Origin of the sequence: Bradyrhizobium sp. CB1015, assembly GCF_025200925.1 — a bacterium.
In the GTDB taxonomy this organism is placed as follows: Bacteria; Pseudomonadota; Alphaproteobacteria; order Rhizobiales; family Xanthobacteraceae; genus Bradyrhizobium.
Genome location: NZ_CP104174.1, coordinates 7864390 through 7889833 on the forward strand (window position 1 = coordinate 7864390; position 25444 = coordinate 7889833).

Genomic DNA, 25444 nt, shown 5'->3' on the forward strand with positions numbered 1-25444 from the left:
ATGCGCTTCGACAACGTGTTTCAGCTCGGCATCAAGGAATTGCGCGGCCTGGTGCGCGACCCCATGCTGCTCGTGCTCATCGTCTATTCGTTCACGCTGGCGGTTTATGCCGGCGCGAAGGCGCTGCCGGAAACCTTGAACCGCGCCGCGATCGCCATCGTCGACGAGGACCATTCGCCGGTCTCGACCCGGATCGGGATGGCGTTTACCGCACCCTATTTCTCGGCGCCGCGCCTGATCTCGCAATGCGAGATGGACCGCAGGATGGATGCCGGCCTCGACACCTTCGCGCTCGACATTCCGCCGGATTTTCAGCGCGATCTGTCGGCGCGCAAATCGCCGGCGATCCAGCTCAACGTCGATGCGACGCGCATCTCGCAGGCGTTCAACGGCGGCGGCTATGTCGAGCAGATCGTCCGCGCTGAGATCGCGGAGTTCCTCGCGCGCACGCGCGATGCGCAGGCGGCGCCGATCGAGCTGGCGCTGCGCGCGCGCTTCAATCCCGAGCTTAAGAAATCATGGTTCGGCGCGATCGACCACATCATCACCTCGATCACTATGCTCTCGATCATCCTGACCGGCGCCGCCCTGATCCGCGAGCGCGAGCACGGCACGATCGAGCACCTCCTGGTGATGCCGGTGACGCCGCTGGAGATCATGGTGAGCAAGGTCTGGTCGATGGGAGCCGTGGTGCTGATCGCCTCCGCCTTGTCGATCCTGTTCGTGGTCAAGGGATGGCTGGCGGTGACGATCGACGGATCGGTGGCGCTGTTCCTCGTCGGCGCGGCGCTGCAGCTGTTTGCCACCACCAGCATGGGCATCTTCCTCGCCACCGTCGCGGGATCGATGCCGCAGTTCGGGCTGCTCCTGATCATGATCCTGCTGCCGCTGCAGACCCTGTCGGGCAGCATGACGCCGCGCGAGAGCATGCCGCAATTCGTCCAGGACATCATGCTGGCCGCGCCCAACACGCATTTCGTGATGCTGGCGCAGGCCATCCTGTTCCGCGGCGCGGGCCTCGAGGCAGTCTGGTCGCAGCTCGTCGCGCTCACGCTGATCGGCAGCGTCTTCTTCCTGATCGCGCTGCGGCGGTTTCGCGCCTTTCTCGCCTAGGCTTGGGCCAGGCGGCTCAGAGCTTGTGCCCCTTCTGGCGCAGCGCCTCGATGAGGCGCCGCTTCAATTCATCGGCGGCCTTCTGGCTGACGTCCTGGCTGATCTGCTCGCTCGCCTGCGCCAGCGCATCCGACTTCTCCAGGAACTTGCGGCCCGCAGGCTGGGCGTAGAATGTATCGATCTGGCGCAGCTCATCCACCGTGAAAGTCTGGGCATAGAGCGCCGCGATCTGCTCGATCATGGATGCGACGAACGGAACGTAGATCTCGGAGCCAGGGGCCGTCACCGCATCGTAGTCGCGCTCGATCTCCGGCCTGTCCTGCGCGACCACGGGCCGCAGCTTGAGCAGAAGCTGCGGCAGCAAGGCGCGGTACTGGTCGGCGATCTTCAAGGTGACGACGAGCTTGCGCGCCGCGCTCATCGCCTCCGGCGACGGCGCCTGTGCCGCTGCGCCACAGACGAGAAGCAGGAGAGTTCCGGCGATCATCAACAAACGTCTGGACATTGAGCTCTCCGTTGGACCTCTCCACAGCACGCGGCGCGATGCTTCAGCGGCTCGCAGGGGCGACGGTGGCGGTTGCGGCCGATGCGCTGCTCTCGGCTGCCATCTCCGGCTCCTCGACCTCGATCACCTTCACGAACAGGTTCGGCACCCGCTTGGCGCGGTCGAGCAGCCAGGCCGCGCCAATCATGATGACGATGCCGGCGATGGAGACGGCAAGCTGCTCCCAGACGCCCTTGTTGTACTGAGTCAGGATCCAGTGCGCCGAGAACGACAAGAACACGCCTAAACAGAAGATCGGCAGCGAATGCTGGCCGCAGAGGATCACTGGGCGCAGCCAGCTACTGCGCAGCGCCCGCCATTTGCGCGTCAGGAAGTAGGTCACCCAGATCGCCAGCGCCAGGAAATGGGTGAAGCGCAGCATGTCGAGGTCGGTCTTGTCGATCGGGTAAATCGCCTTGATCATCCATCTCGGGATCAGGGCTTCCAGCGCGTGGACGTGCCAGGTCATCACGATCAGCAGCGCAAAGGCGAGCCAGGCCGCGGCCAGCGCCATCGCCGGCTTCGACCACACCCATCGGGCGATCTTGTCGATCTGGCCGATGCCGCACCAAGCCGCGAACACGAACATCAGCTGCCAGCAGAACGGATTGAAGTACCAGTGGCTGCCGGGCGGATAGGACGCCACGTTCCAGTCGAACCAGCGCGACAGAATGTAGAGCACCACCGAGCCGGCGAGCGTCAGGTTCGGCCGCCGCACCAGGCACCAGACGATGAAGGGCGAGGCGAACACCAGCGTGATGTAGAGCGGCAGCACGTCGAGATTGACCGGCTTGTATTTCAACAGGATCGCCTGCCCGATCAACTCGTCCGGATGCGCCAGGAAATTGAACACGTTGAACTCGTGCTCGTACATCGGATTGTCGAAGCGGCGCGCGGTGCGGGCGATCTGCGCGGTGAACAACAGGAACAGCATGATGTGGGCGACGTACATCTCCGCCGCGCGGCGCCACAGCCGCTTGAGCGCGGCGAGGAACCAGCCGCCGGCGACGATCGGCCCGTAGATCCAGCCGACGAGATAGCCGGAGATGAAGACGAAGAACTCGGCGGCATCGCTGAAGCCGAAATTGCGCAGCGTCAGCCAGGCCACGACATCGTGCGGGATGTGGTCGAGGAAGATCATCCACAAGCCGATGCCGCGGAACAGATCGAGTCGCAAATCGCGCTCGACCGGCGCCAACAATGCCGACTGGTCCCGTGTGATCATGGCCCCGCCTCTTTCGCTGGGCGTCGCGCCAAAAAGCGGCGCCGAACAATCGGATGCTAAAAAACGTGAATCAACAGGTCGACTGCCGCAATGGCTAGCCCGGCAACGGTAGCCGACCATGGGACGCACGCAAGGGACTTGTGGAGCAGCCAACCGCGCCTTCGCACTGCAATAGGCGAGCCGGACCTCAAATAATGCGAAAACAACCCCATGCACAGTAGCTAAGTCATTGTTCTTGCAGAGGCCGCTATTTGGCCCGCTGGTCCCCTCGCAAGCACAATGCCGGCGCCGTCGGGCGCAGCCCGGAAGGCAACGAGGCCCGAGGCTCACGCGCCTGCCGGACGAAAATGGTCCGCTCTCGATGCGTCAGGTCATCATGAGTTGCCTACAGGGCAGCTAAGATTGCGAGACTACTGATTACGGTGACAGTGCTGGACTGTCACCATAATCGATGGCGCCCAGCGCAAGCCTCAAGAAGCTAGCTTTCCAAAATCGCGACCGCTCGCGTCCATCCCGCCGAGGCTCGCTCGATCTTGACCGGGAAGCATGACACCTTGAAGCCGGTCGGCGGCAGCAATTCGAGATTGTGCAGCTTCTCGAGATGACAATAGCCGATATGGCGCCCGGCCTTGTGGCCTTCCCAGATCAGGCTGGCGTCTTTCGTCTCGGCATATTTCTTCGCGGTGTGAACGAACGGCGCGTCCCAGCTCCAGCCGTCGGTGCCGGTCAAGCGCACGCCGCGCTCGAGCAGGTACATGGTTGCTTCGTAGCCCATGCCGCAGCCCGAGGTGACGTAGTCCTGCCGGCCGTATTTGACGCCAGCGCTGGTGTTGACCACGACGATCTCGAGCGGCTTCAGCTCATGGCCGATGCGCTTGAGCTCGGCCTCGACGTCTTTGGCCGTTGCGACATAGCCGTCCGGCAGGTGCCGGAAGTCGAGCTTCACGCCGGGCTGGAAGCACCATTCCAGCGGCACCTCGTCGATGGTCCAGGACCGCTCGCCACGATTCATGGTCGGGTGAAAATGCCAGGGCGCGTCGAGATGCGTGCCGTTGTGGGTGGAGAGACTGACCTGCTCCACCGCCCAGCCCTGGCCATCAGGCAGATCCTCGGCCTTCAGTCCATCGAAGAACTGCAGCATGCGCGGCAGGCCCTGCTGGTGATTGATATACTGGATCGTCGGATGATTGCCGGGCGGATCGGCCGGCACGTCGTTCTGGAGGGGGACGGAAATGTCGACCAGCTTGCTCGTCATGGCGCTTCCTCGTTGATTGTTCTCGTTGGCGGCCGTCAGGCGTCGCTTCAGACGCCCCTTTCAGGTTTCTTGCCGCTCGACGCGGTTCTTCAAAATACCGATCTTCTCGACCTCGAGCTCGATCGTATCGCCATGCTCGAGAAACCAGCCGAGCTCAAGGCCGCAGCCATTGCCGACCGTGCCGGAGCCGATGAATTCACCGGGCATCAGCGTCTCGTCCTGGGCGACGTGGGCGATGATTTCCTCGAAGGAAAACAGCATGCCCTCGCTCACGCCTTTCGAGCGGGTCTCGCCGTTGACGCGCGCTTCCATCTTCAGCTTGTATGGATCACCGATCTCGTCTGGCGTCACGATCCAGGGCCCCATCACGTTGCCGCCGTCGAAGCTCTTGCCCTTGGCAGGGCCGAGCCGCCCCTCCATCTCGATGCGCTGGGCGTCGCGCGCGGAGAAATCGTTGAAGATGGTGTAGCCGAAGATGTGATCCTTCGCCTTCGCAGGCGTGATGTTGGCGCCCTTGTTCTTGGTGATGATCCCGAATTCGAGCTCGTAGTCCATCACCTTGCTGTAGCGCGGCCATTTCACAATGGTGTTGGTGCCGCGGACGCTGAAGCGGTTGGTGATGTAGAAGATCGGCTGCTTGCGATAGACCTCGGGCAATTTGCCGAGCGGCTCGGCGTCGATGCGCGCCAATTCCGCCATGTCGCCCTTGGCGCGCGCGGCGAGCTTTTGCTGCCCGCGCGGCGCCTGCAGGATGTGCAGGGGGAACGACATGCCGTCGCGCATTTGCCTGGGCTCCGGCACCGGTGCGAGGATGTCGACGGCGCCGACCGCCGCCGACAGCGTCGCGTCATGGCCGTGCTTATCCAGCAGAGCCCGGGCCCGATCGAGCGCGCGGGGCCCGGCGTCGATCAGTGCCAGCATCGAGCCGAAGGCCGGATCGGCCCCGCCGTCCCGTGCGGCCGCGGCGGCGAGGTCGAACACCTGGCTGTCATTGGTGTGGACGGCTCCGATCTTCTCCTGACCGGCCGATCGGAATGTTGCGAGCTTCACCCTGGACTCCCCTTGCTATCGTGTGAAATATATGATCAGATAAAATATCGATAAACAAGACAGAAAAATACAAATCGGGGAGAGCGCGGTGCGACGAACACAGGTCAAGGCGGTATTGGCAGGTCTTACGGTGGGCCTTGGGGTGTCCGTTGCGTCCGCGGCGCCCGTGCTGGCGCAGGCCAAGATCCAGATCGGCTGCACAGCGACCTCGGACTGCGCTTCGGCCATGGTGGCAGTGGACGAAGGCATCTTCAAAAAGCACGGGCTGGAGGTCGAGATGACGCCGATCGCGATCAACTCCAACATCCCGGCGGCGATCCTGTCGAATTCGATTCAGGTCGGCGGCCCCACCTCCACCGTCTTCCTGCAGGCCGTCGACGGCGGCCTCGACCTCGTCGCGATCGCCGGCGCCTCGGTCATGAACCCGACCTCCAACACCGCGATCGCGGCCTTCGTCCGCAACGGCATCACCATCAAGGATCCCAAGGACTTCATCGGCAAGAAGGTCGGCGCGCCCGGCCTGAACGCCTTCCTGCACGTGCTCTTCGTGAAATGGCTGGTCGAGAAAGGCGTCGATCCCCGAAGCGTCAATTTCGTCGAAGTCACCTTCCCGACCATGGCCGACATCATCAAATCAGGCGGCGTCGATGCCGTGCTCACGGCCGAGCCGTTCGTCGCGCGCATGAGCAATGCGGGGCTCGGCTCGGTCGGCGCGCGGTACGGCGCCGAGCTCGGCCGTACCGATCCGATCATCTTCTATGCCGCATCGCGCGACTGGGCGGAGAAGAATGTGGCGACTGTGAAGAAATTCCGCGAAGCCATCGCGGAGGCCGCCGTCATCGTCAACAGCGACCCCGAGAAGGCCTCGGCCTCGATCGCCAAGTTCACCAAGCAGCCGCTCGATCTCGTCAAGGCGACGCCGCCGAACCAGTCCGAGCCGAACCTCAAGCCGCAAAACCTCAGCTGGTGGATCGAGGTGATGTCGTCGCAGAAGATGCTGCAATCAAAGCTCGACACCGCGAAACTGGTGCTGAACTAGGGGATATCGACGATGCCTGCTCCCGAGCGCACTCTCGAACGCCTGCCGACGGAAGCCGGCACCTTGAGCGAGCGTGCCGCAAACCTCATCGAGCAGGACATTCTGGCCGGAGATCTCGCACCGGGATCGCGGCTCGGCATCATCGACCTCGTGCAGCGCTACGAGATCGGCGCCACCCCCTTGCGCGAAGGCCTGTCGCGGCTGATGTCGCGCGGCCTGATCGTCGGCATCGGCCAGCGCGGCTTTCGCGTCGCCGAGGTCAGTCGCGAGGATCTCGCCGACATCACCTGCATGCGGACGGCGGTCGAGATCGAGGCGGTCAGGCTCGCGATCCTGCACGGCGATGCCGCCTGGGAGGCCGGCATCATCAGCGCGCTGCATCAGATGCGCCGACACATCGAACGCACCGGCAATGAATTCCGGGAGGGCGCGGCGGAGTTCGACCGGCTGCACAAGGGCTTCCACACCGCGCTGCTCGCCGCCTGCGGCTCGCGGCGCATGCTGGCCGCCCATTCCGACCTCTACGACCAGGCCTACCGCTACCGCCGCGTGATGATGGGCGCCATCGATAGCGGCGAAGGATTCATCCGCAGTCACCAGATGCTCGCCGACCTCGTGCTCGCCCGCGACCTGCCGGCCGCGCAGACGGCGCTAGCGGCGCATCTGCATTCGACCATCAAGTTCGTCTATCCGCCTGAAAGCGGGGAGCAATCATGAGCGTCGTTGCCAAGCTCGATGAGGCGCGCGTCGCGCGGCGGCAAGAAACGCTGATCGCGTTCAACGCCGCGACGCTGCGGCTCGGCGGCAAGACCATCATCGAGAATCTCGATCTTCAGGTGCGGCCGGGCGAATTCCTCTGTATCGTCGGCGCCTCCGGCTGCGGCAAGACCACGGCGCTGCGGCTCGCCGCGGGCCTTTATCGCCCGACGAGCGGCGCGGTAACGTTTGAGGGCGAGCCGATCACCGCGCCGCGGCGTGAGGTCGCGATCGTGTTCCAGGATTACGGCAAGGCGCTGTTGCCGTGGCGGACCGCGGCCGGAAACATCTCGCTGGCGCTGGAAGCCTCGCGTGTGCCGGCGCGCGAACGCGGCGCGCGCATCGAGGCGCTGCTGCGCAAGGTCGGATTGCCCGGCCATGCTGACAAATATCCGACGGAAATGTCGGGGGGCATGCAGCAACGCCTGCAGATCGCGCGCTGCCTTGCGCAGGAGCCGACCACGCTTTTGATGGACGAGCCGTTCGGCGCGCTGGATGCGATGACGCGGCAGGGCTTGCAGGACGAGGTCCTGTCGCTGACGCAGGCGAGCCAGACCACCGTGATCTTCGTGACCCACGATCTCGACGAGGCGATCTATCTCGGCGACCGCGTCATCGGCCTCTTGCCGCATCCGGGCCGGATCGGGATCGAGCTCGACGTCGACTTGCCGCGTCCGCGCGACCAGCTCGCCACCCGCGAGCATTCGGAATTCCTGCGGCTGCGCCGGCAATTGTTCGACTTCATCAAGGCGACCGAACATTGAGGCTCGATCGCACGAGGCCCTTGCTGCTGCCGCTGGCGCTGATGCTGGCCTGCGAGCTGTGGGCGCGCCTCATCCATCTGCAAAGCGACAGCCTGGCCCCGCCGAGCGCAATCCTCGCGGCGCTGGCCACGGCGCTCGCCGATCTCTCGATCCCGATCGCGACCCGCGACACGCTGTTCGCCGCCTTTGCGGGTCTCGCCATCGGCAGCGCCATCGGGCTTTCGCTCGGCATCGCCTTCGGCATTTCGCGTCCCCTCGACCGGCTGATGGAGGTGACGGTCGAGGCGATCCGCCCGATTCCCTCGATCGCGCTGCTGCCGATTGCGTTGATCGCGCTCGGCTTCGGCTACCGCATGGAGATCGTGATCGTGGCGTTCGCGTGCGTCTGGCCGATGCTGATCATGACGCGCAGCGCGGTGCGCAGCATCGAGCCGCGATTGATGGAAGTGTCGCGGGCCTTGCGGCTGAGCGCGCCGCAACGGATCGCGAAGATCGTGATCCCGGCCGCACTGCCGCGGATCTTTGTCGCCTTCCGCCTGTCGGCCGGGATCGCCCTGATCGTCGCGGTCACCGTCGAGATCGCCATCAACCCGATTGGTTTGGGTGCCGGCATCATGCTGGCGCAGCAGGCACTGCGGGCCGACCTGATGCTCGCCTATCTCGTCTGGATCGGCGCGATCGGCTACGCCCTGAACATCCTGTTGATCGTCGCCCAGCGCCGCCTGTTCGGCCGCGCCGCGCTCGCCGGAGACAATCCATGAACCGCGCGACGATCTTCTGGCGTGTCGCCAGCGTCCTCGTCGCAGCCGGCTTCATCGCGGCGTGGCAGCTCATCGCCAATCTGAAGCTGGTGTCGCCGGTGTTCCTGCCCGGTCCGGACCGCGCATGGGCCGCTTTGGTGCGCGGCTTTTCCAGCGGCGATCTCGCGGGCAAGCTGATCGGCACGCTCGAGCACATGGCCTATGGCTGGTTCGCCGCCTCGATCGCCGGCATTGCGCTTGGCGCGCTGATCGGTTCGTCCAAGATGATGCGCGCCTATGTCGCGCCGTCGCTGGAATTTCTGCGACCCCTGCCGGTCTCGGCGATCATCCCGGTCGCGATCGCGATGCTCGGGCTGACGCAAGGCATGGCGCTGTTCGTGATCGCCTTCGGCGCGATCTGGCCGATCATGCTCGCAACCATTCACGGCTTTGCCGCAGTCGAGCCGCGACTGTATGAGGTCGCCCGGTCGCTGCAGATGTCGCGCACCGCAATCATCGCCAAGATCGCCCTGCCCTCGGCATTACCGGATATCCTCGCGGGCATGCGGCTCAGCCTGACGGTCGCGCTGATCCTCTCGGTGGTCTGCGAGATCCTGGCCGGCCTCGACGGCCTTGGTCACTGGGTCCTGCTCTCGGCACGCGCGTTCCGATCCGCCGACCTCTTCGCCGGCGTCATCCTGCTCGGTGCGACCGGATATTTGACGTCGATTGCGATGTCGCTGGTCGAGCAGCGGCTACTCGCCTGGCAGACCGCGGCGAGGTAGCGCGGCGATCCCATGGCCAAAGCGGATTGCGGTGACACTGCACTGAACTTGCCGGTAGGCTTTCGGGATCGCTTCATGAGCTTGACCGCAAAGCCCAGCTCATGATTTTTGTGCTTTATTCGACCTCGTCCCAAGGTTTCAGGATGATTTTGCCCGCGCTGGCTCGCTCGGCGAGAATGCGATGCGCGTCTGCCGCCTTGCTCAGGGGCAGAGTGTGCCCGATCTGAACGTCGATTTCGCCGGACCTGATGAAGCCGATCAGCTTCTGCAAAGCGGCGACCGCTCGTTGCGGCCGTGACTGAAACCAGCCACCAACATAGTAGGTGATCAACGATTGATTCAGGCCGAGCATGGCATAGGGATTGACCGGTTTACGTTCGCGGGACGCCGCGCCGAATACCACGATACGGCCGAACGCTCCCATTGCCTGAAGACTCTGGTTCAGAACATCACCGCCGGTTGCCTCGAGGACCACGTCAATGCCCTTGCCGCCGGTGAGCTCGCGCGCCTCCTTGACCCAATCGGGTTTGGTGTAGTCGATGGCGGCGTCGGCACCGAGTTTCAATGCGAGGTCGCGCTTGGCCGGTGTGCTGGCCGCAGCGATGACCTTGCCGGCGCCAAGCAGCTTGGCAAGCTGCACCGCGTAAGTGCCGACACCGCCGCCGGCCGCCTGCACCAGAACAGTTTCGCCCGGCCGCAACTGAGCGCAATCGACAAGCGTTTGAAATGCGGTCATGCCGGCCACCACCAGCGAACAGGCCTGGTCTGGTGTCAGGCCGTCCGGGAGAGGAATGACCTTCCCGACCTTGGCCACCGCATACTGGGCGTAGCCCCCGGCCCCGCCATTTTCGAGCGAGGCAAATACCTTCGCTCCGACCGGGATCGTCGTCACTCCGTCACCGAGAGCTTCGACCACGCCCGCGACCTCGCTGCCGGGAATGAACGGAAGCGGCGAAGGAAACGGATACGGATCGTTGTTGCGCCTGACGACATCGGCAAAATTGACGCTCGCAGATTCCACCTTGATCAGGACTTCACCGGCCGCGGGAGCGGGCTTCGGAGCGTCCTCGTAAACGAGAACGTCCGGGCCGCCATACTCATGCAGTCGCGCGACTTTCATTGGGCTCACTCCGCAGCTTCAACCGATTCAAGCGCGGGATAGTCGACGTAACCGGGCGCGCCGCCGCCATAGAAGGTCGCGCGATCGTAGGGATTGAGCGCGGCGCCGAGTTGCAGGCGGCGCGGCAGATCCGGGTTGGCGATGAAGTGTCGCCCGAACGCAACGGCGTCGCCCTGCCCGGCGCGGATCGCTGCATCGGCCGACGGGCCAATGAAACCGCCGGCGAGGATCAAGGTACCGGGCCAGAACGGACGCAGATCGTTGATCGCGAGCGGCGCTCCGGCCTCGCCCGCATCGGTGTTGCGGGATTCGATCAGGTGGACATACGCGATGTCGAGCTGAGCAAGCCGGGTCAGAACGTGGCTGTAGAGTCCGATCGGGTCCGCCTCGCCGGCATCATTGACCACGCCGAAGGGGGACAGCCGGACGCCGACGCGATCGCCGCCCCAGATCTCGACCAGCGCAGTCATCACTTCGATCAGCAGGCGAGACCGGTTTTCGACCGAGCCGCCGTAGGCGTCGGTGCGCCGATTGGTCTTGCTGTGAAGGAATTGCTCGATCAGATAGCCGTTCGCACCGTGAAGTTCGACGCCGTCAAAGCCGGCAGCCAGCGCATTGCGCGCGCCTTCACGGTAGGCTTCGACGATCCCCGGAATTTCAGCGAGATCGAGCGCGCGCGGCGTCTCGAACGGCACCATCGCGAACGAGGGCGTGAACGCCTTGCCCGCCGGGGCGATCGCCGACGGCGCGACTGGCTGCACGCCGCCGGGCTGGAAGCTCGAATGGGAAATCCGGCCGGTGTGCCAGAGCTGTAGAAATATGATGCCGCCCTTTGCGTGAACTGCGTCGGTGATCTTCTTCCATCCCGCGACCTGTTCGGCCGAGTGAATGCCGGGCGTTGCCGGATAGCCCTGGCCATAAGGCGTGACCTGCGAAGCCTCGGTGATGATCAACCCGCCTGATGATGCGCGCTGCGAATAATACTCGACGGCGAGGTCCGTCGGCAGGTTGCCGGTCGAGCGCATCCGCGTCAGAGGCGCCATCGCGACGCGATGCGAGAGCGTGTAGCGGCCGAGCTTGAGCGGGGCGAACAAATGCGCGGAACTCATGACCTGATCCTTCGGCTGTGAACGAGCAGGAATCCCGAGGGACAACCTCTCATTCTGGTTTAATTTTGAAACCACGTCGACAACATGGCGGAAATGGTTTAAGTTTGCAACCGATATTTCATCGGATCGCCGCGGCGCGGTCGCAGACGAGAAACGGAATGAAGGGCAAGCGGACCAACCTTGACGCTTCGGCCTGCGCCATTGCGCGATCCCTCGGCGTGATCGGCGACTGGTGGTCGCTCCTCATCATCCGCGATGCGCTGGCTGGAAAGCGGCGCTTCGGTGAGTTTCAGAAAAGCCTTGGGATGGCAAAGAACATTTTGTCGGTCCGGCTGCAGAAGCTCGTCGAGCACGGCATTCTCGCCACCGCCCCGGCTTCGGATGGCACCGCCTACAAGGAATATGTCCTCACCCCCAAGGGGAAGAAACTTTATCTGGTCCTGGCTGCGCTCTGGCAGTGGGGCGAAGAATTTTGCTTCGCACCCGGCGAGCTCACCTATGACATGGTCGACAGGGAGACGCAGAAGCCGTTTCAGCCGCTCGAACTCAAGGCGCGAGATGGACGCGTGCTCGGACCGGGCGATATGCGCACATTGCCGCGCCGGGCGTCAAAAGCGCAACGCAGAGCTTCGTCGAGCCGATAAAGGCATGCCGCGCCTTCCGAGCCATCAAACTTCTGAATCACCAAGAACAAGACGGCCCGCTTCGCGTTGGCGCGAAGCTCGATCAGGTGGGTGCGCTGCGCGCTCTACATCAAGCAGAGTCACTTACACGAAGGCAAGCCATCAGCTGCGCCCTCAAAGCGGCGTTCGGGTTTGGCCGTAAGGAATTACGGAGGCGGTGCTCCCCGCACGACGCGCTGTCCGGGCCGGGGCCAATTTTTTGCACTGCCACCGTAATAACATCAACGCGAGACGGCCGGGCATGCCGTTCCGTTGCCCTCGGCACATACCCGGCCGAACGTGATCTTGCTCGCATCCGCGATCGTCGGCGGCGGAGGTGGCACGATCTCGATCGGCACCAGGTCGTTGTGTCCGAGCGACACGGCGGGATCGGGCGCTGTGGCGCCGCAGACCGGGTTGCCGCCGGCCCCGAGCGAGCAGCCGCCGATGTCGCGCGACGAGATCACGAGGCGGCCGTCGACATAGGTGATGTCGTAATTGGCGGAAGACAGGCCTGATGCCGTGATGCTGTAGATACCGGCATTCGCCGCGCCCTGCGCCGTTCCGCCGAACAGCAGCGTGCCTGATAGCACCGACGTCCCCTCGCCACCGACGAAGCCGGAATAGACCGCGCTGCCCCCGGAGAACGGAACACCATCGAAGATTTTGGTGACGTCGTTGACCCTGACGGTCAGGGCTGCCTTGTTGATGGTCAGAGAGCCATCGACATAGGTGATGGCATAGTTGGCCGAGGAGAGACCCGAGACGCTGAGGCTGTAGTGCCCGGCGTTGACCGCCCCCAGCGCGCTGCCACCATAGCTGAGCGAGCCGGAGAGAACCGACGCATTCTCTCCGTTCACGAGCCCGGAATAGGTAACGCCGCCGCCCGAGAACGCCGCGCCGTCATAGGTCTTGGAGCTGCTCGCCGTGATGGTGAGAGGCGCCTTGTCGACGGTCAGGGCGACCGCGACCGTGCCGGTATAGACCGCACCGCCCGAGCTGCTCGGATTGACGACGTTGGGGCCGCTCAAATTGTAGCTGCCGGCTCCGAGCGACGTCGTGACTGCGCTGCCCCAGCCGAGCGTGACATGGCCGGCATTCACACCGGTCACGGTCAATCCACTGAGCGATGCCAGCGCGCCATAGGTCGTGCTCGCCGAGCCCGACACATTCACATAGGCATCATAGACCGTATCGCCGAACACCCGCAGCACCGGCATTCCGTTGTTGGCGCCGTTGACGGCTTTGCCCCAGATGCCAGCGAAGTCAAAACCGTTGTTGATGAAGGTGAAGGGATCGCGCATCTGCGCCGTGGTGAGCATGCCCGCCGAGCAGGCGCCACCGCCGAAGGAGGCGCCGCAGGCGGCGCTCTGTCCCGATGTGTCGCTGTTCGCATAGCTTTGGGTGACGTCGCCGCCATCCCAGTTTACCCCTACGATCGCGCCGACATTGCTCGTTCCCGACACCGTGCCCGCGAAGTGGCTCCGGATCACGTGACTTTCCTGATTCAATCCCACCAGCCCGCCGACCTCGGAAGTTCCCGAAACTGCTCCCGTCGCGTAGGAATCGAGCACTGAAACGGCTTCATTACTGTGCCCGACCAGCCCGCCGACCAAGCTCGTTCCGGACACATTGCCGGTCGCGTAGGACTGGCTTACCGTGCCGCCGTACCAGTTCCCCCCCACCAGCCCGCCGACCGCGTCGAGGCCGGAGACGTTGCCGGTGGCGTAAGACCGCTCGATCTGGCTGTAGGAGGTGAACCCCACCAATCCGCCGGCAGATGTGCCCGAGCCTCCAATTGCGCCGGTGCCCGAAACATTGCCAGTGGCGTAACTGTCGGTGATGCGACCGAGGTTGCTGTAGCCCAACAAGCCGCCGACATTAAAGCCTCCAGATACGTTGCCCGTGGCATAAGAGTGGCTCACCGTTCCGATGGCATAATCAGCGGGACCCGGTCCCATCCAAACGCCGATATTGTACCCGATGAGCCCGCCCGCGCCCTCCCCGACCGCGGACACGTTGCCTGTGGCATATGAGTTGGAGACGGACGAGGCAACGGCACGCCCGACCAGCCCGCCGGCAGAGCCATAGCTCGAAATTGTACCGGTCGCGTATGCATTGCTGATCGTGGTGATATAGGCATCGCCGACCAGCCCGCCGACGATGGCGCCGCTGCCGGTCACATTGCCCGTGTTGTAGACGTTGCTGATGGTGTTGGGAGCGACGCTGCTCGTGCCAGCGTAGATCCAGAGGCCGCTCGAGCCCACCAACCCGCCGACGGAATTGTTACCCGTCACGCTGCCACCTTCCAATCCAACATTGCGGATGGTCGCGCCGTCGATGTAGCCGAACAGGCCGATGTTATCGCTGGACGGCCGGTTGATGGTCAGGTTGCTGATGCGGTGACCGAGCCCGTCGAAAATGCCGGAAAAATAGCTGCTGATATCGCCGATCCCGCCGATCGGCACAAAGCCGGCGCCGCCGTTCCAGCCTGCCGTGGCGCTCGCATCGATGTTCGCTCCCAGCACGTAATTGCCGGACCGGTTGGCGTTGATGTTCTGCAACGCATTCACGTCAGTGATCACCGCATAGGTGATGGCGGCATCCGTTCCTTTCTGGGTCCGGAACAGGCTGCCGGCGGCGAGATTGACCGGCGCATTGACGCTGTAGGTGCCCGTCGGCGCGGTCTGCGCGTATTGCAGCACGAGGCCATCAAGGCCGCTGGTGCCGGTCGAGGTCAGCGGCGCGTTGATGCTGATGGCGTTGTCGGCGCGCAAGGTGAGGATATGCGATGCCCAGTTGATCGGGGCGTTGACCGCGATGTTGCCCGCATCGGTGCCGCTGCCCGTAGTGGTGACGGTCACGTCGCCGCTCGCCAGCGCGGTTTGCAAGGCCGCTGCGTAACCGGCATCGATGGTGATGTTGACGGGGTCGATCAGCCAGTGCCCCCCCATCGTGTCGACTTTCAGGTCCGCACCGAGATTGACCTTGGCGGCGAAGGTTTCGACTGAGCGCGCCCGCAGCGTGCCACGGGAATTCACCTCGCCATGCCGGGAGTCGCCGAGCAGCAATATGCGGCCGTTGCGACTGCCGATGCTCGCGGCCTCCACGATGCCGGTGTTGTTGACGACGCCCTTCATGGCGTCGCTCGCGCCCTTGGCGCTGAGGATGGCGACGCCGCCGTCGGCGCGGATCAGCCCCTTGTTCTCGACCAGGGTCTTGACCGTCGAGGCCTTGACCTCGACCGAGAGCAGACCGTCGCCGTTGAAATCGAGCAGCACATCGGTGCCGGCCGCGAGCGCCGTGCTGCCGGTGATGGTGCCGGAATTGCTGACGCTCGGCGAGATCAGCGCCACCACCTTGCCGGAGATGCTGCCCTCGTTGCTGATCGTGCCGCCGCTGCCGGCGAAATTGTAGCGGCCGGCCAGAAAATCAGCGTTGCCGATGCCGAGCGTTGAGGCGACGAAGCCGCCGGTCTGCACGCTGCCGGTCTTGCCGACGGCGATGCCGTTGGGGTTGATCAGGAAGACCTGCCCGTTGGAGCTGAGGCTGCCGAGGATCCTCGACGGGTCCTGCCCGACCACGCGATTGAGCGCGACCGACGATGCGCCGGGCTGATTGAAGGTCACGGAGCTGCCGGCGCCGATCGAGAAGCTTTGCCAGTTGGCAATCATCCGGTCGCTCGACTGGTTGACCGTCATCGCATTGCCGGACTGGCTGATCGTGGCCTGCCCCGACACGACCTGACCGCCCGTCGGCAGGGTCTGCGCCAGCAGCGGCGGCGTCAGCATCGCGGCCGCGGAGGCGGCGATTGCGGCGCGCATCTTCGGCAGGATCGTTGTCATGGCGTGCCCTCTCGAAACCTCAGAAGCGAATACCGGCCTGGAGCCAGAACTGGTCGCTGCCCTTGACGCCATCGGCATTCGCGCCGGTGACGATGGAGCGGCCGGGATTGTCGCCCAGCGTGTGAGCCCAGCTTGCCGACAGATTCAGCCACTCGCGCGTCCAGCGCGCGGCAAGGCCGGCGCTGGCAAGCCCGTAATCGTTGCAGTTGCAGACGTTCAGCGGCGGGATGCCGTTCGGGGACACGTTGATCTTGACGTAACCGCCGTCCACGAAGCCCGCCAGTTGCAGGCTGCCGAAGCGCTCGGGCAGCGGCGCGTTGTAGCGGAGCTCGAGCGTGCCGAGGACGCCCATGTCGCCGCGGGCCTCGCCGACCGGATAGCCCCGCACGCCGAACGGCCCGCCCAGCGCAAAATCTTCCGAGGAATCGAGGTTCTTGCCCGCCCATTGCCCGTAAAGCCGGGCGAACAGCGCGAAATCCCCGGGCAAGGTTTGAAGCCGGGCCACCGTGGCGTTGATCCGGTGGAATTGCCCTTGCGTGTTCAGCCCGGCCTGGTCCGCATTGAGCGCGCTCGCCACGCGCGAAAGATCGAGATTGCCGAACGTCCAGCTCACCGACCAGTTGGTGATGCCGCCGCCGAGCAGCGCGTCGCGGCTGTCGCCGTTCAGGCTCAGCGTTCCCGACATGGAGCGCTTGTCCTGGAGCTTTCCGATCATGCTGTCGTCGACCAGCGCCTTCCAGGTCACCGCGCCGCCGAGCTGGAGGTTGAGATCGCGCGAGCGAATCAAGCCGTAGTCGAGCCCGCCATTGGCGAAATGAGCAAAGCCGGACAGACCGAGCGCGCGGCCGGTGGCGTCGACGTTGCGATAGGCGAGGTGGCCGTAGCTCGCATTGGCGATGAGGCCACTCGCGCCGAGCGGCATGCTCGTCGCCAGCGCACCGAATTCCTGGCCCTGTGACACCGCGCCTGAGAGCCGCGTCAGGTCGCCATAGCCGGACACGTCCGTCAGCGTCACCAGCCCGTTGCCCTGCGCCCGGCCGACGCTGGAGCTGCCGAAATTATCGGCCCAGATGCCGCCGCCGAGAATCGGCGCTTGTGCCACGCCGACCACGAGCTTGCTGGTGTTCGGCGCCTCGCCCGGGGCGAGCTTGGCGTGCACGGATACGCCCGGCAGGTCGTTCATGCGCAGGAGCGCGTTCTCCAGATCCTGCCGCGTCACGCCGTCGGGCTTGATTCGGCCCTCAATGATGGCGCGCAGCAGGTCCTCGCGGACGCGAACGCCCTGGGCGCGATCGAGCGTGATGGTCTTGAGCGCACCTTCGACGATCTCGATCGTGACGATGCCGTTGGTGACGTCCTGCGGTGGCAGCAGCGCGCGCGCCAGCAGCCGGCCCCGGCGCTGGAGCGTTGCGGTCACCTGATCGGCCAGCGCATAGAGGCCCTTGAGGCCAAGCCGCTGCCCGCGCACCGAAGCGACCAATTGCTCGCGCTCCGCAGCGGATAGCAAGTCCACCTTGCCGGTGAAGCGGACCCCCTTCACGGCGATGCGCTCCCCCCGATCCGGAATCGCGGCGGGCGCCTGCTGCGGACGTATCCCGTCGGGGCCCGGCAATCTTTGCGGCTGCTGGAATTCCTGCTGCCGCTGCATCTCCCGCAGCAGCGATCCCGCATCCTGCGCACCGGCCGGCACCGTAGCGCCTGTCAACAGCAGCGCCGCCCAAACCGTCCAGCACCGTCCCATTCCCATCCGACAACCCGCTTCGCTTCCACGGGCACGCCTTCAGGCAATTAGGCAACAACATCAGCGAATTGCATCGCTTCCAGTGTCCCCCGGAAATGGCTTTGGGCGCGCCCGGTATGGGGATGCCACGGGCCTCGTGCGAGCCGCCAGCGAAACTGCGTGGCCGCGTCGCGATTTCTCATCGCGCGCAAAAGCCCGGCTTCAATTTCACCGAGCGCGCAAACGAGGCGAGCCAGTCCAGCGGGACTCTCATGGGGCGATGCCGGTCATCCACTTCCACCACATCTGCCTCGTGAGCAGTTGCGGGTCCCAGGAGCGGTGATCGCGCGCCAGCGCCCGGAATTCGCGCGGCGTCAGCCCATGAAGGCGCTGGAAGGCGCGGGTGAAGCTCTGCGGATGCAGGAAGCCGTGCGCCTCCGCGATCTCCGATATGGATTTGTGCCGCTGCGCCGAATCGGCGAGCGCCATCCGCGCGCGATGCATGCGCTGCTCCTGGATATAGCTCGCGATGCCGCCGGCATTCTCGAACAAATAGGACAGCTTTCGCGGAGAGATGGCGAAATGCGCCGCGATGCTCTCCGGCGTCAATCCTGCGTCCAGAACGTGCTCGATGACATGGCGGCAGATCATGTCGAACAGGGCGAGGTGCACGCCGGCTGCAGCGTCCTCGCGCACCGAGCCGTTGATCACCGCGGCCGCGAGTTCGAGCGTCGGCTTCGCCAGCGCCTCGCCCTCCCGCACGGTCAGCAGAGGCGCCCGGCGCCACAGCGCCATCAGATGATCCCGGAACATGCCGACCAGCGCGCCGCCGCCGGCGAAGATACGCATGTTCTGCTCGTCCGGTGCGCTCAACAGCGGCTCGAGCAGCGGACGCGGCACGAAGAGGTGGATGCTGGCATAGTCCGGCGTCTCGGTCATCTGCGGCTGCGCGCAATCGAACGTCATGAAATCGCCGGCTGCACTGGTCGCGGTCTGCTCGCCGAACCGCGGGCGGCAGCCCCCGTCGACGTAGAACTGCAGGACATAATGGCTGACGCCGTCGCGGCCGATCTGGTAGCGCGAGCGATCGAACGACTGCGCCTGTGTCTTCGCCGTGCCCAGCACGAGTGGGCCGAGCTGATAATATTCGACCCTGGCATGGAAGCGCTCGGGGTCCTTGAGCCGCGTCTGGCCGAGAAGGCCGACCTGCTCGTGCCAGATCGCCAAAGCCTGCTTGTGCGGGGTGCCCTGCGTATCGAGAACGAAATGAGGAAGCGGCGATTGCGCCGCTGCGTCTTCTACCCCATGCACTGGCTTGACCCCTTACCGCTTGCGAACAGCGCCAGAATACCTAGTTCGCTTGCGCGTGGATTGCCAGACGCTCAACTGGGCAGCCGGTGCGGAAAGGATTCTTGGAGCTTTCCCGAAAGAATGACTCAAATTGTAGTCTGGCCTCTGCGCCTTGCACCCTGATCTCTGATCGTGCGCCCGCATGGCGAGCAATCGTGCGCAGTGGTCCCGAAAGGATTACGCGCAACATCGTCTGGAGCGCCGCGGCCGGATCTCGATCTCGCCCGCCGGCTACGTCGTCCGTCGGAGGCCACCCTGTTCGACCAAATCACGGAGCGACGCATCGGAGCCCCAAGCAAAAACGGCCCGCGTTGCGCGGGCCGTTTTCACATCGGATCCGGTCAATCCGAATTTGGTTGCGGGGCCCCGCAGCAGACGGCCCCCTGGAATTTCACCGATCGCAATTACCTTGTTTTTGTAAGGCCTTGGAAAAAGGCGTGCCTTAGCATATTCGCGCCGGACTTAGCGGTGGTGAGCTGCTTCATCGTGTCGTGCCCGATAACTTTCGATTTCGCTCATGTGATCCACCACCCAGGTCGCCAGCTGCATCAACGGTACGGCAAGCGATTTCCCCAGATCAGTAAGGCTGTACTCGACTTGAGGCGGGACGCTCGGATGAACTTTCCGCGTCACCATCCCGTCGCGCTCTAACGCCTTGAGCGTACGGGTGAGCATCTGCTGCGAAATCCCGCCTATCAAACGCTTCAACTCGTTAAAGCGGCGGGGCTGCTCGACTAGCACAGTGATGGCGAGAATGGTCCACTTGTCGCCCATGCGGCCAAGGACCTCTTTGACTGGCCCGCAGCCGGGATACGTTCCGGGCTGGAGTGGAATGGGGTCGGTCATACGCATGTGACTAGGCCTCAAAAATCTACGTTCTTGTCTATCGGACAGTCTACTCCAATCATCTAATCAGCAAAACATACCAACAAAGGGATGCATGTATGGCTGGCAAAAATGACGCTTTCCAACCTTGGCACCAGCACGGCTATCGGTGCGGCTCTGCCTCGCAGCAATGATTTCGCGAGGAAGAGCAATGAAAATTTCGCTATTCGGCGCAACCGGTCCGACCGGACGGCACCTCATCGAGGAGGCGCTCAGGCAGGGCTACAGCCTGTCGGTCTATACGCGCGATGCCAGCAAACTGAAGGACTACCAAGGGAAAATCGAAATCGTCGTCGGCGACCTGACGAACGTGAAGGCGATGGCCGAGTGCATCCGTGGTTCTACGGCGGTCATCAGCGCCCTTGGACCCAACAGCCTCAAGATCAAGGGCGACCGGCCGATCATGCACGGTGTCAGCAACATCGTCTCGGTCATGAAGAAGCTGGGTGTTCATCGCCTCATTCAAATTTCCACGGCGAGTTATCGCGATCCTAAAGATAGCTTCGACCTCAAGGCCCATTCGTTTTTGATGCTGTTCAAGCTGATTGCGCGCAAGGGCGTGGACGACATCAGAGCAACCGCCGAATTGGTTCGGGATTCAGGGCTGGACTGGACGCTGGTGAGGATTCCGAACCTCAAGGATGGCCCGGCCAACGGGACCGTCGACGTCGGCTGGTACGGAAAATCCAAGCTCAGCACGAAACTGTCGAGAGGAAATCTCGCGAAGTTCCTCGTCGAGCAGGTTTCAAACATGGAGTTCGTTCGCGCGGCTCCTGCAATCGCCAATCACTAAGAAACCAGGAGCAAGCATGAGCAACATCCTCCTCATCACTTCGAGCCCACGCAGTGCCGAAGGCCTGTCCAGCCGTTTCGCGGCTGAGATCGCCGAAAGGCTTAAGGCCCATTCGGGAGCCACGCTGACTACACGCGATCTTTCGGCGGAGCCGCTGCCGCATATCACACCGGCCTACATTAATGGCCGCATAGCGTCGCCGGAAGCACGTACGCCGGAACAGGCGCAGGCCGTCGGGCTCGCCGAAGCGCTGGTCAATGAGATAAAGGCCGCCGACACAATCGTCATCGGTTCGGGCATGATCAATTTCGGTCCGTCCTCGCAACTCAAGGCATGGATCGATCACATCACATGGCCGGGCGTCACGTTCAAATACGACGAGAACGGCCCAAAGGGTCTGTTGTCCGGCAAGAAGGTCTATCTCGTCGTGGCGAGCGGCGGCGTTTTCTCTAAAGGACGATACGCGTCGTTCGACTTCCAGACCAACTACCTTCTCCATCTGCTGCGCTTCATCGGGTTGACCGATATCGAGCTGATCCGTGTCGAGGGGACCGCTTACGGCCCTGACGCCGTGAAGGCGGCTATAGTCTCGGCTGAAGCGCAGATCCGCACTGCGCTCGAAGGCGCCGCTTGAGTGCTTGCGAGTGAGAAACTTCGTTCAAAGGCTTCCCGTCATGACTGAAACCTTGATCATTGACCTCTATACGGAGATCACTCGCCCCTGGTGCCTGGTCGGGCAATTCCGGCTTGATAAGGTTCTGGCCGAGCGCTTCCCCCATCTTGCCGTGAAAATCCACCATCATCCCGTCCTGCTGCTCGCCGGGGTGCCTGCCACAGGTCTCTACATTCCCGATCTGCTTCGCTCGCGCTACGGCATAACCGATCCGAAGGTGGCGTTTGCACGGCCCGAAGGCGAAGCGCGAGTCTCGGGGCTGGAATTCGATCTCAACCGCCAGCTTTGGGCGTATGCCACGCAGCCTGCCCACGCCCTCATCCTTGCCGCCAGCGAACGTGGCACGCAGCATCGGCTCGCGGTGGCGATCACCGAAGCTTACTTCCTGGGCGCAAAGAACATCGGTGATGCAGATGTGCTCGCCGGTATTGCTGCAGACTATGGGTTCGAGCGTGCGGAAGCACACGCAATCGCCCTCGATCCCATCCAGCACAAGCGCGTGGAGCAGGAAGCAGTCCGATCTGCGGCAGCAGGCGTCCGCTCAGTGCCCCATTTCATCTTTGGTGGACGCAACGCAATCAGCGGTGGCCGCAGCGAAGACGAGATCGCTCTGCACATCCAAGAAGCCGCGCGCGCTCAGGTGAACCAGCATCTTTAGGAAGATTCCCCGCATGACCGCCTGACGTTCAATGTCATCCCCGACAGACGGCCATTACGGTGACATTGCACGCAATAGCACCAATCAAATTTATCTGGTCGCGGGTTCAAAAAGTGCCAGAGATAAAAAGCCCCTGAAATCTTCACGATTTCAGGGGCTTAAGTTTACTTGGTTGCGGGGATAGGATTTGAACCTATGACCTTCAGGTTATGAGCCTGACGAGCTACCGGGCTGCTCCACCCCGCGTTAAACCTTTGCGCGCCTTCTTTTAAATCCTGGGGACGGTCGGTTGAGGCCGGCGCTGGCCGCGCTGGCTTGCCGCTCCCGTCCCGAAGGCTTCCTTGGAAGGCGACCCCAGGGGCAATGCCCGTCGGGTGCGGGGGGTATGTATCAAGGCGGGCTGCCTTTGGAAAGGGCTGCGGGAACGTTTTTTTCGACTTTGTGACAGGGGAATTTCCCGCCGTTCCGCGCGCTCTTGCCAGAAGTTCCACAAAGGGCCAGCTTGCGGCAACAAGATTAAGGCTGAAACGCCGCAGTGTCATTCCGGGGCGCGAAGCGAACTCTGGTGCGCAATTGCGCACCAGAGAATCTCGAGATTCCGGGTTCGATGCTCCGCATCGCCCCGGAATGACGGTGAACGGGGGGAAACAACATTGACCGATACATTCGATTTCGTCGTCGTGGGCGCGGGCTCGGGCGGCTGCACCGTTGCGGGGCGGCTGTCGGAGGATGCGCCGACATCCGTCGCGCTGCTCGATGCGGGCGGACGGAACGACACCTGGCGGATCACCACGCCATTCGGGCTCGCGTTGCCCTACGCCGCGGCCAACTGGGCCTTCGATACCGTGCCGCAGAAGGGATTGAACGGCCGCATCGGCTATCAGCCGCGCGGCAAGGGCCTCGGCGGGTCCTCGGCGATCAATGCCATGGTCTACATCCGCGGCCACAAATGGGATTACGACCACTGGGCCGCGCTCGGCAATCCCGGCTGGTCGTATGCCGACGTGCTGCCCTACTTCAAGGCTTCCGAGAACAACGCCGATTTCGACGGCGAATATCACGGCAAGGGCGGCCCGCTGCATGTCAACAGGCTGCGCTCGGACAATCCGATCCATGACGTCTTCCATCAGGCCGCGCGCGAGGCGCAGTTCCGCATCCGCGAGGACTTCAATGCCGAGGACCATGAAGGGCTCGGCAGCTACCAGGTGACCCAGCGCCACGGCGAGCGCTGGAGCGCGGCGCGCGCTTATGTAGCCCCCCACATAGACAAGCAGCCGAATCTGCGGGTCGAGACGGCGGCGCAAGCAACGAAAATCCTGTTCGAAGGTGGGCGCGCGGTCGGCATCGAATATGTGCAGGGCAGGCAAAAGAAGCAGCTGCGCGCCCGCCGCGAGGTGATCCTCGCCGCCGGCGCCTTCCAGTCACCGCAGCTCTTGATGCTGTCGGGCATCGGCGACGGCGATGCGCTTGCCGCATACGGCATCGGCGTCGTCCGTCACCTGCCCGGCGTCGGGCGCAATCTGCAGGACCATCCCGATTTCGTGTTCGTCTACGCCTCCGATTATCCGCACTTCGTCCACGCCTCGATCAGTCGGCTGCCCTCCCTGCTGCGCGGCATCCAGCGATATCGGCGCGAACGGCGCGGCATGATGACCACCAATTTCGCCGAGTGCGGCGGCTTTCTGAAAACCCGCCCCGATCTCGACGTGCCTGATATCCAGCTCCACTTCGTCATCGCGATGCTCGACGACCACGGCCGCAAGAAGCACAAGGAGGCGGGCTTCTCATGCCATTTCTGTCTGCTCAGACCAAAGAGCCGCGGCAGCATTTGGCTGAAAAGCGCCGATCCGCTTGCAGCACCGATGATCGACCCGAACTTCCTGGGCGAGGCGGAAGATCTCGAGGCGATGGTGGCCGGCTTCAAGACGACGCGGCGGCTGATGGAGACGCCTGCGCTACGGGCGTTACAGAAGAAGGACATGTTCACATCCGACGTGAGAACGGACGACGACATCCGCGCCATTCTGCGCGCCCGCGTCGACACCGTCTATCACCCCGTCGGCACCTGCAAGATGGGCATTGACGCGATGGCCGTGGTCGATCCGGCGTTGAAGGTGCATGGCGTGGGAGGATTGCGCGTCGTCGACGCCTCGATCATGCCGACGCTGATCGGCGGCAACACCAATGCGCCGACCATCATGATCGGGGAGAAGGCGGCGGATATGATCCGGGGAGAGATGCGGTAATTCTTCCGTCATTGCGAGCGCAGCGAAGCAATCCAGGGTCTTTCCGCGGAGGGATTCTGGATTGCTTCGCTGCGCTCGCAATGACGGCGTGGATAGAGCAGTGCGTGTCGGCTCAATTCAGCAGGAACCCGCCGTCCACGGTCACCACGCTCCCCGTCATGTACCGCGACGCATTCGACGCCAGCAGCAGAATCGCGCCGTCGAGATCGGACTCGGCGCCGACGCGGCGTTGCGGGATGCGTTTGGCGAGGCGCTCGCCTGATGGCGTCGACCAGAAGGCGTGGTTCATCTCCGTATCGATATAGCCGGGCGCGAGTGCGTTGATGCGGATATTCTGGCCCGCGAGCTCAAGTGCCATCGCTCTCGTCGCCTGGATGATGCCGGCCTTGGAGATCGCGTAAGGCGAGAGCGCCTTCAAGACACCGGTGCCGAGCACGGAGGCGATGTTGACGATGTTGCCCGGCTGCTTGCGCGCGATCATGCGCCGCGCCACTTCGGTCGCGAGGAAATAGGCGCCCTTGAGATTGGCGCCGATCACCGCGTCCCAATCGGCCTCGGTCTGCTCGGTCGCGAGCTTCTCGATGGCGATGCCGGCATTGTTGATCAGCACGGTGACGGGCCCGAGCGCGGCTTCGGCGGCATCGACCGCCCTGGCGATCGAGGCGGTATCGGTGACGTCGAGCGCGACCGCAGCGGCGCGGCCGCCCTTGCCGCGGATTTCCTCTTCCAGGCTCTTCAACTTGTCTGTCTGCCGCGCCGCCAGCGCGACGGCCGCACCATGCGCCGCCAGCACCCGGGCAAATTGCCGGCCCAGTCCCTGGCTCGCACCCGTGACGAGGATGGTTTCTTGGCTGACATCGAACAGGTCTGACATGACGCATCCTCTGCGCGGTTCTCTGAGCTTTGGAGCCACCAATACAGACGATTTGGACGGTCTGAAACCGGAATGATCGGCTCAGCGTTCATTCGTTTCGCCGGGTCGGGGATGCGCGTGCCGGCGCTGCCGCCGGAAGCCTCCGCCGCGATTTGCATCGCCAGAGCACGCGCCATGCATTTTGGTGCGAGCCCGTCCCTTATCAGCGGCGTCGCAGTTGGCTAGAGTGCGGCCCGTC

22 protein-coding genes and 1 tRNA gene are annotated in these 25444 nt (G+C 63.8%); 11 read left to right on the forward strand and 12 right to left on the reverse strand.

All coding sequences use genetic code 11. The features are described from left to right. Positions 1–1113, forward strand: coding sequence for an ABC transporter permease (locus N2604_RS36850; RefSeq protein WP_260372821.1), 1113 nt, complete (start codon positions 1–3; stop codon positions 1111–1113). Between the two features lie 16 nt (positions 1114–1129). Here the strand turns inward: N2604_RS36850 and N2604_RS36855 are convergent, their stop codons facing one another. The 4 genes from N2604_RS36855 to N2604_RS36870 all read right to left on the reverse strand — a co-directional run bounded on the left by N2604_RS36855 (position 1130) and on the right by N2604_RS36870 (position 5187). After that, positions 1130–1618, reverse strand: coding sequence for a DUF2059 domain-containing protein (locus N2604_RS36855; protein WP_260372822.1), 489 nt, complete (start codon positions 1616–1618; stop codon positions 1130–1132). 43 nt (positions 1619–1661) lie between these two features. Further along, positions 1662–2882, reverse strand: coding sequence for an OpgC domain-containing protein (locus tag N2604_RS36860; protein ID WP_260372823.1), 1221 nt, complete (start codon positions 2880–2882; stop codon positions 1662–1664). Positions 2883–3360: 478 nt separating this feature from the next. Further along, positions 3361–4137, reverse strand: a complete 777-nt coding sequence (locus N2604_RS36865; protein WP_260372824.1) for a cyclase family protein — start codon at positions 4135–4137, stop codon at positions 3361–3363. 60 nt (positions 4138–4197) lie between these two features. Then, a complete protein-coding gene (locus N2604_RS36870; RefSeq protein WP_260372825.1) occupies positions 4198–5187 on the reverse strand; it encodes a fumarylacetoacetate hydrolase family protein in 990 nt (329 codons plus the stop codon). 88 nt (positions 5188–5275) lie between these two features. Between N2604_RS36870 and N2604_RS36875 the strand changes: the two genes are divergently transcribed. Genes N2604_RS36875 through N2604_RS36895 form a run of 5 tightly spaced genes read left to right on the forward strand, consistent with a single transcriptional unit; the run spans position 5276 to position 9271 of the window. Further along, complete coding sequence (locus N2604_RS36875; protein WP_260372826.1) at positions 5276–6226, forward strand: ABC transporter substrate-binding protein; 951 nt, start codon at positions 5276–5278, stop codon at positions 6224–6226. Between the two features lie 12 nt (positions 6227–6238). Then, positions 6239–6943: a GntR family transcriptional regulator gene (locus tag N2604_RS36880; RefSeq protein ID WP_260372827.1), complete on the forward strand. Its 705-nt coding sequence runs from the start codon at positions 6239–6241 to the stop codon at positions 6941–6943. After that, a complete protein-coding gene (locus tag N2604_RS36885) occupies positions 6940–7746 on the forward strand; it encodes an ABC transporter ATP-binding protein (RefSeq protein ID WP_260372828.1) in 807 nt (268 codons plus the stop codon). The genes N2604_RS36880 and N2604_RS36885 overlap by 4 nt, the downstream gene beginning before the upstream one ends. Continuing rightward, positions 7743–8507 carry an ABC transporter permease gene (locus N2604_RS36890; protein ID WP_260372829.1) on the forward strand — a complete coding sequence of 255 codons (765 nt, stop codon included), beginning with the start codon at positions 7743–7745 and terminating at the stop codon, positions 8505–8507. Before N2604_RS36885 ends, N2604_RS36890 begins: the two co-directional genes overlap by 4 nt. Then, a complete protein-coding gene (locus N2604_RS36895) occupies positions 8504–9271 on the forward strand; it encodes an ABC transporter permease (RefSeq protein ID WP_260372830.1) in 768 nt (255 codons plus the stop codon). Before N2604_RS36890 ends, N2604_RS36895 begins: the two co-directional genes overlap by 4 nt. Before the next feature lie 115 nt (positions 9272–9386). Here the strand turns inward: N2604_RS36895 and N2604_RS36900 are convergent, their stop codons facing one another. Then, entirely contained in the window at positions 9387–10391 is a 1005-nt protein-coding gene (locus N2604_RS36900; protein WP_260372831.1) for an NADPH:quinone oxidoreductase family protein, read from the reverse strand. A gap of 5 nt (positions 10392–10396) precedes the next feature. Then, positions 10397–11500: an alkene reductase gene (locus tag N2604_RS36905; protein WP_260372832.1), complete on the reverse strand. Its 1104-nt coding sequence runs from the start codon at positions 11498–11500 to the stop codon at positions 10397–10399. Positions 11501–11658: 158 nt separating this feature from the next. Between N2604_RS36905 and N2604_RS36910 the strand changes: the two genes are divergently transcribed. Next, the gene (locus N2604_RS36910; RefSeq protein ID WP_260372833.1) at positions 11659–12144 is read left to right on the forward strand and encodes a helix-turn-helix domain-containing protein; all 486 of its coding nucleotides are present in this window, start codon (positions 11659–11661) and stop codon (positions 12142–12144) included. A gap of 260 nt (positions 12145–12404) precedes the next feature. Here the strand turns inward: N2604_RS36910 and N2604_RS36915 are convergent, their stop codons facing one another. The 4 genes from N2604_RS36915 to N2604_RS36930 form a co-directional block, all read right to left on the reverse strand. Further along, positions 12405–16007, reverse strand: coding sequence for an MBG domain-containing protein (locus N2604_RS36915; protein WP_260372834.1), 3603 nt, complete (start codon positions 16005–16007; stop codon positions 12405–12407). Between the two features lie 19 nt (positions 16008–16026). Further along, positions 16027–17712: a ShlB/FhaC/HecB family hemolysin secretion/activation protein gene (locus tag N2604_RS36920; protein ID WP_260372835.1), complete on the reverse strand. Its 1686-nt coding sequence runs from the start codon at positions 17710–17712 to the stop codon at positions 16027–16029. A 285-nt stretch (positions 17713–17997) separates the two neighbouring features. Continuing rightward, positions 17998–19038, reverse strand: coding sequence for a helix-turn-helix domain-containing protein (locus tag N2604_RS36925; RefSeq protein WP_260372836.1), 1041 nt, complete (start codon positions 19036–19038; stop codon positions 17998–18000). A gap of 501 nt (positions 19039–19539) precedes the next feature. After that, the gene (locus tag N2604_RS36930) at positions 19540–19923 is read right to left on the reverse strand and encodes a winged helix-turn-helix transcriptional regulator (protein ID WP_409241757.1); all 384 of its coding nucleotides are present in this window, start codon (positions 19921–19923) and stop codon (positions 19540–19542) included. Between the two features lie 190 nt (positions 19924–20113). Here N2604_RS36930 and N2604_RS36935 point away from each other — a divergent pair, with 190 nt between their 5' ends. From N2604_RS36935 to N2604_RS36945, 3 genes are read left to right on the forward strand one after another with little or no spacing between them, the layout of a single operon-like run. After that, positions 20114–20755 (forward strand): NAD(P)-dependent oxidoreductase, encoded by a 642-nt coding sequence (locus tag N2604_RS36935; RefSeq protein WP_260372838.1) that lies wholly within the window; start codon positions 20114–20116, stop codon positions 20753–20755. Positions 20756–20771: 16 nt separating this feature from the next. Beyond that, positions 20772–21389, forward strand: a complete 618-nt coding sequence (locus tag N2604_RS36940) for an FMN-dependent NADH-azoreductase (protein WP_260372839.1) — start codon at positions 20772–20774, stop codon at positions 21387–21389. A 40-nt stretch (positions 21390–21429) separates the two neighbouring features. Next, the gene (locus N2604_RS36945) at positions 21430–22086 is read left to right on the forward strand and encodes a DsbA family oxidoreductase (RefSeq protein ID WP_260372840.1); all 657 of its coding nucleotides are present in this window, start codon (positions 21430–21432) and stop codon (positions 22084–22086) included. A 169-nt stretch (positions 22087–22255) separates the two neighbouring features. On the opposite strand, the gene N2604_RS36950 is transcribed toward N2604_RS36945, so the two are convergent. Continuing rightward, positions 22256–22332 (reverse strand) — tRNA-Met (locus N2604_RS36950). Positions 22333–22739: 407 nt separating this feature from the next. Here N2604_RS36950 and N2604_RS36955 point away from each other — a divergent pair. Then, positions 22740–24332: a GMC family oxidoreductase gene (locus tag N2604_RS36955; protein ID WP_260372841.1), complete on the forward strand. Its 1593-nt coding sequence runs from the start codon at positions 22740–22742 to the stop codon at positions 24330–24332. Between the two features lie 112 nt (positions 24333–24444). Here the strand turns inward: N2604_RS36955 and N2604_RS36960 are convergent, their stop codons facing one another. After that, positions 24445–25206, reverse strand: a complete 762-nt coding sequence (locus tag N2604_RS36960) for an SDR family oxidoreductase (RefSeq protein WP_260372842.1) — start codon at positions 25204–25206, stop codon at positions 24445–24447. Between the last annotated feature and the right edge of the window lie 238 nt (positions 25207–25444).

Excerpts from the sequence above, each read along its gene's own strand:
- N2604_RS36850 (WP_260372821.1), top strand. The coding sequence starts at position 1 with ATGCGCTTCGACAACGTGTTTCAGCTCGGCATCAAGGAATTGCGCGGC.
- N2604_RS36855 (WP_260372822.1), bottom strand. The coding sequence starts at position 1,618 with ATGTCCAGACGTTTGTTGATGATCGCCGGAACTCTCCTGCTTCTCGTC.
- N2604_RS36860 (WP_260372823.1), bottom strand. The coding sequence starts at position 2,882 with ATGATCACACGGGACCAGTCGGCATTGTTGGCGCCGGTCGAGCGCGAT.
- N2604_RS36865 (WP_260372824.1), bottom strand. The coding sequence starts at position 4,137 with ATGACGAGCAAGCTGGTCGACATTTCCGTCCCCCTCCAGAACGACGTG.
- N2604_RS36880 (WP_260372827.1), top strand. The coding sequence starts at position 6,239 with ATGCCTGCTCCCGAGCGCACTCTCGAACGCCTGCCGACGGAAGCCGGC.
- N2604_RS36885 (WP_260372828.1), top strand. The coding sequence starts at position 6,940 with ATGAGCGTCGTTGCCAAGCTCGATGAGGCGCGCGTCGCGCGGCGGCAA.
- N2604_RS36895 (WP_260372830.1), top strand. The coding sequence starts at position 8,504 with ATGAACCGCGCGACGATCTTCTGGCGTGTCGCCAGCGTCCTCGTCGCA.
- N2604_RS36900 (WP_260372831.1), bottom strand. The coding sequence starts at position 10,391 with ATGAAAGTCGCGCGACTGCATGAGTATGGCGGCCCGGACGTTCTCGTT.
- N2604_RS36905 (WP_260372832.1), bottom strand. The coding sequence starts at position 11,500 with ATGAGTTCCGCGCATTTGTTCGCCCCGCTCAAGCTCGGCCGCTACACG.
- N2604_RS36910 (WP_260372833.1), top strand. The coding sequence starts at position 11,659 with ATGAAGGGCAAGCGGACCAACCTTGACGCTTCGGCCTGCGCCATTGCG.
- N2604_RS36915 (WP_260372834.1), bottom strand. The coding sequence starts at position 16,007 with ATGACAACGATCCTGCCGAAGATGCGCGCCGCAATCGCCGCCTCCGCG.
- N2604_RS36930 (WP_409241757.1), bottom strand. The coding sequence starts at position 19,923 with ATGACCGACCCCATTCCACTCCAGCCCGGAACGTATCCCGGCTGCGGG.
- N2604_RS36935 (WP_260372838.1), top strand. The coding sequence starts at position 20,114 with ATGAAAATTTCGCTATTCGGCGCAACCGGTCCGACCGGACGGCACCTC.
- N2604_RS36940 (WP_260372839.1), top strand. The coding sequence starts at position 20,772 with ATGAGCAACATCCTCCTCATCACTTCGAGCCCACGCAGTGCCGAAGGC.
- N2604_RS36945 (WP_260372840.1), top strand. The coding sequence starts at position 21,430 with ATGACTGAAACCTTGATCATTGACCTCTATACGGAGATCACTCGCCCC.
- N2604_RS36960 (WP_260372842.1), bottom strand. The coding sequence starts at position 25,206 with ATGTCAGACCTGTTCGATGTCAGCCAAGAAACCATCCTCGTCACGGGT.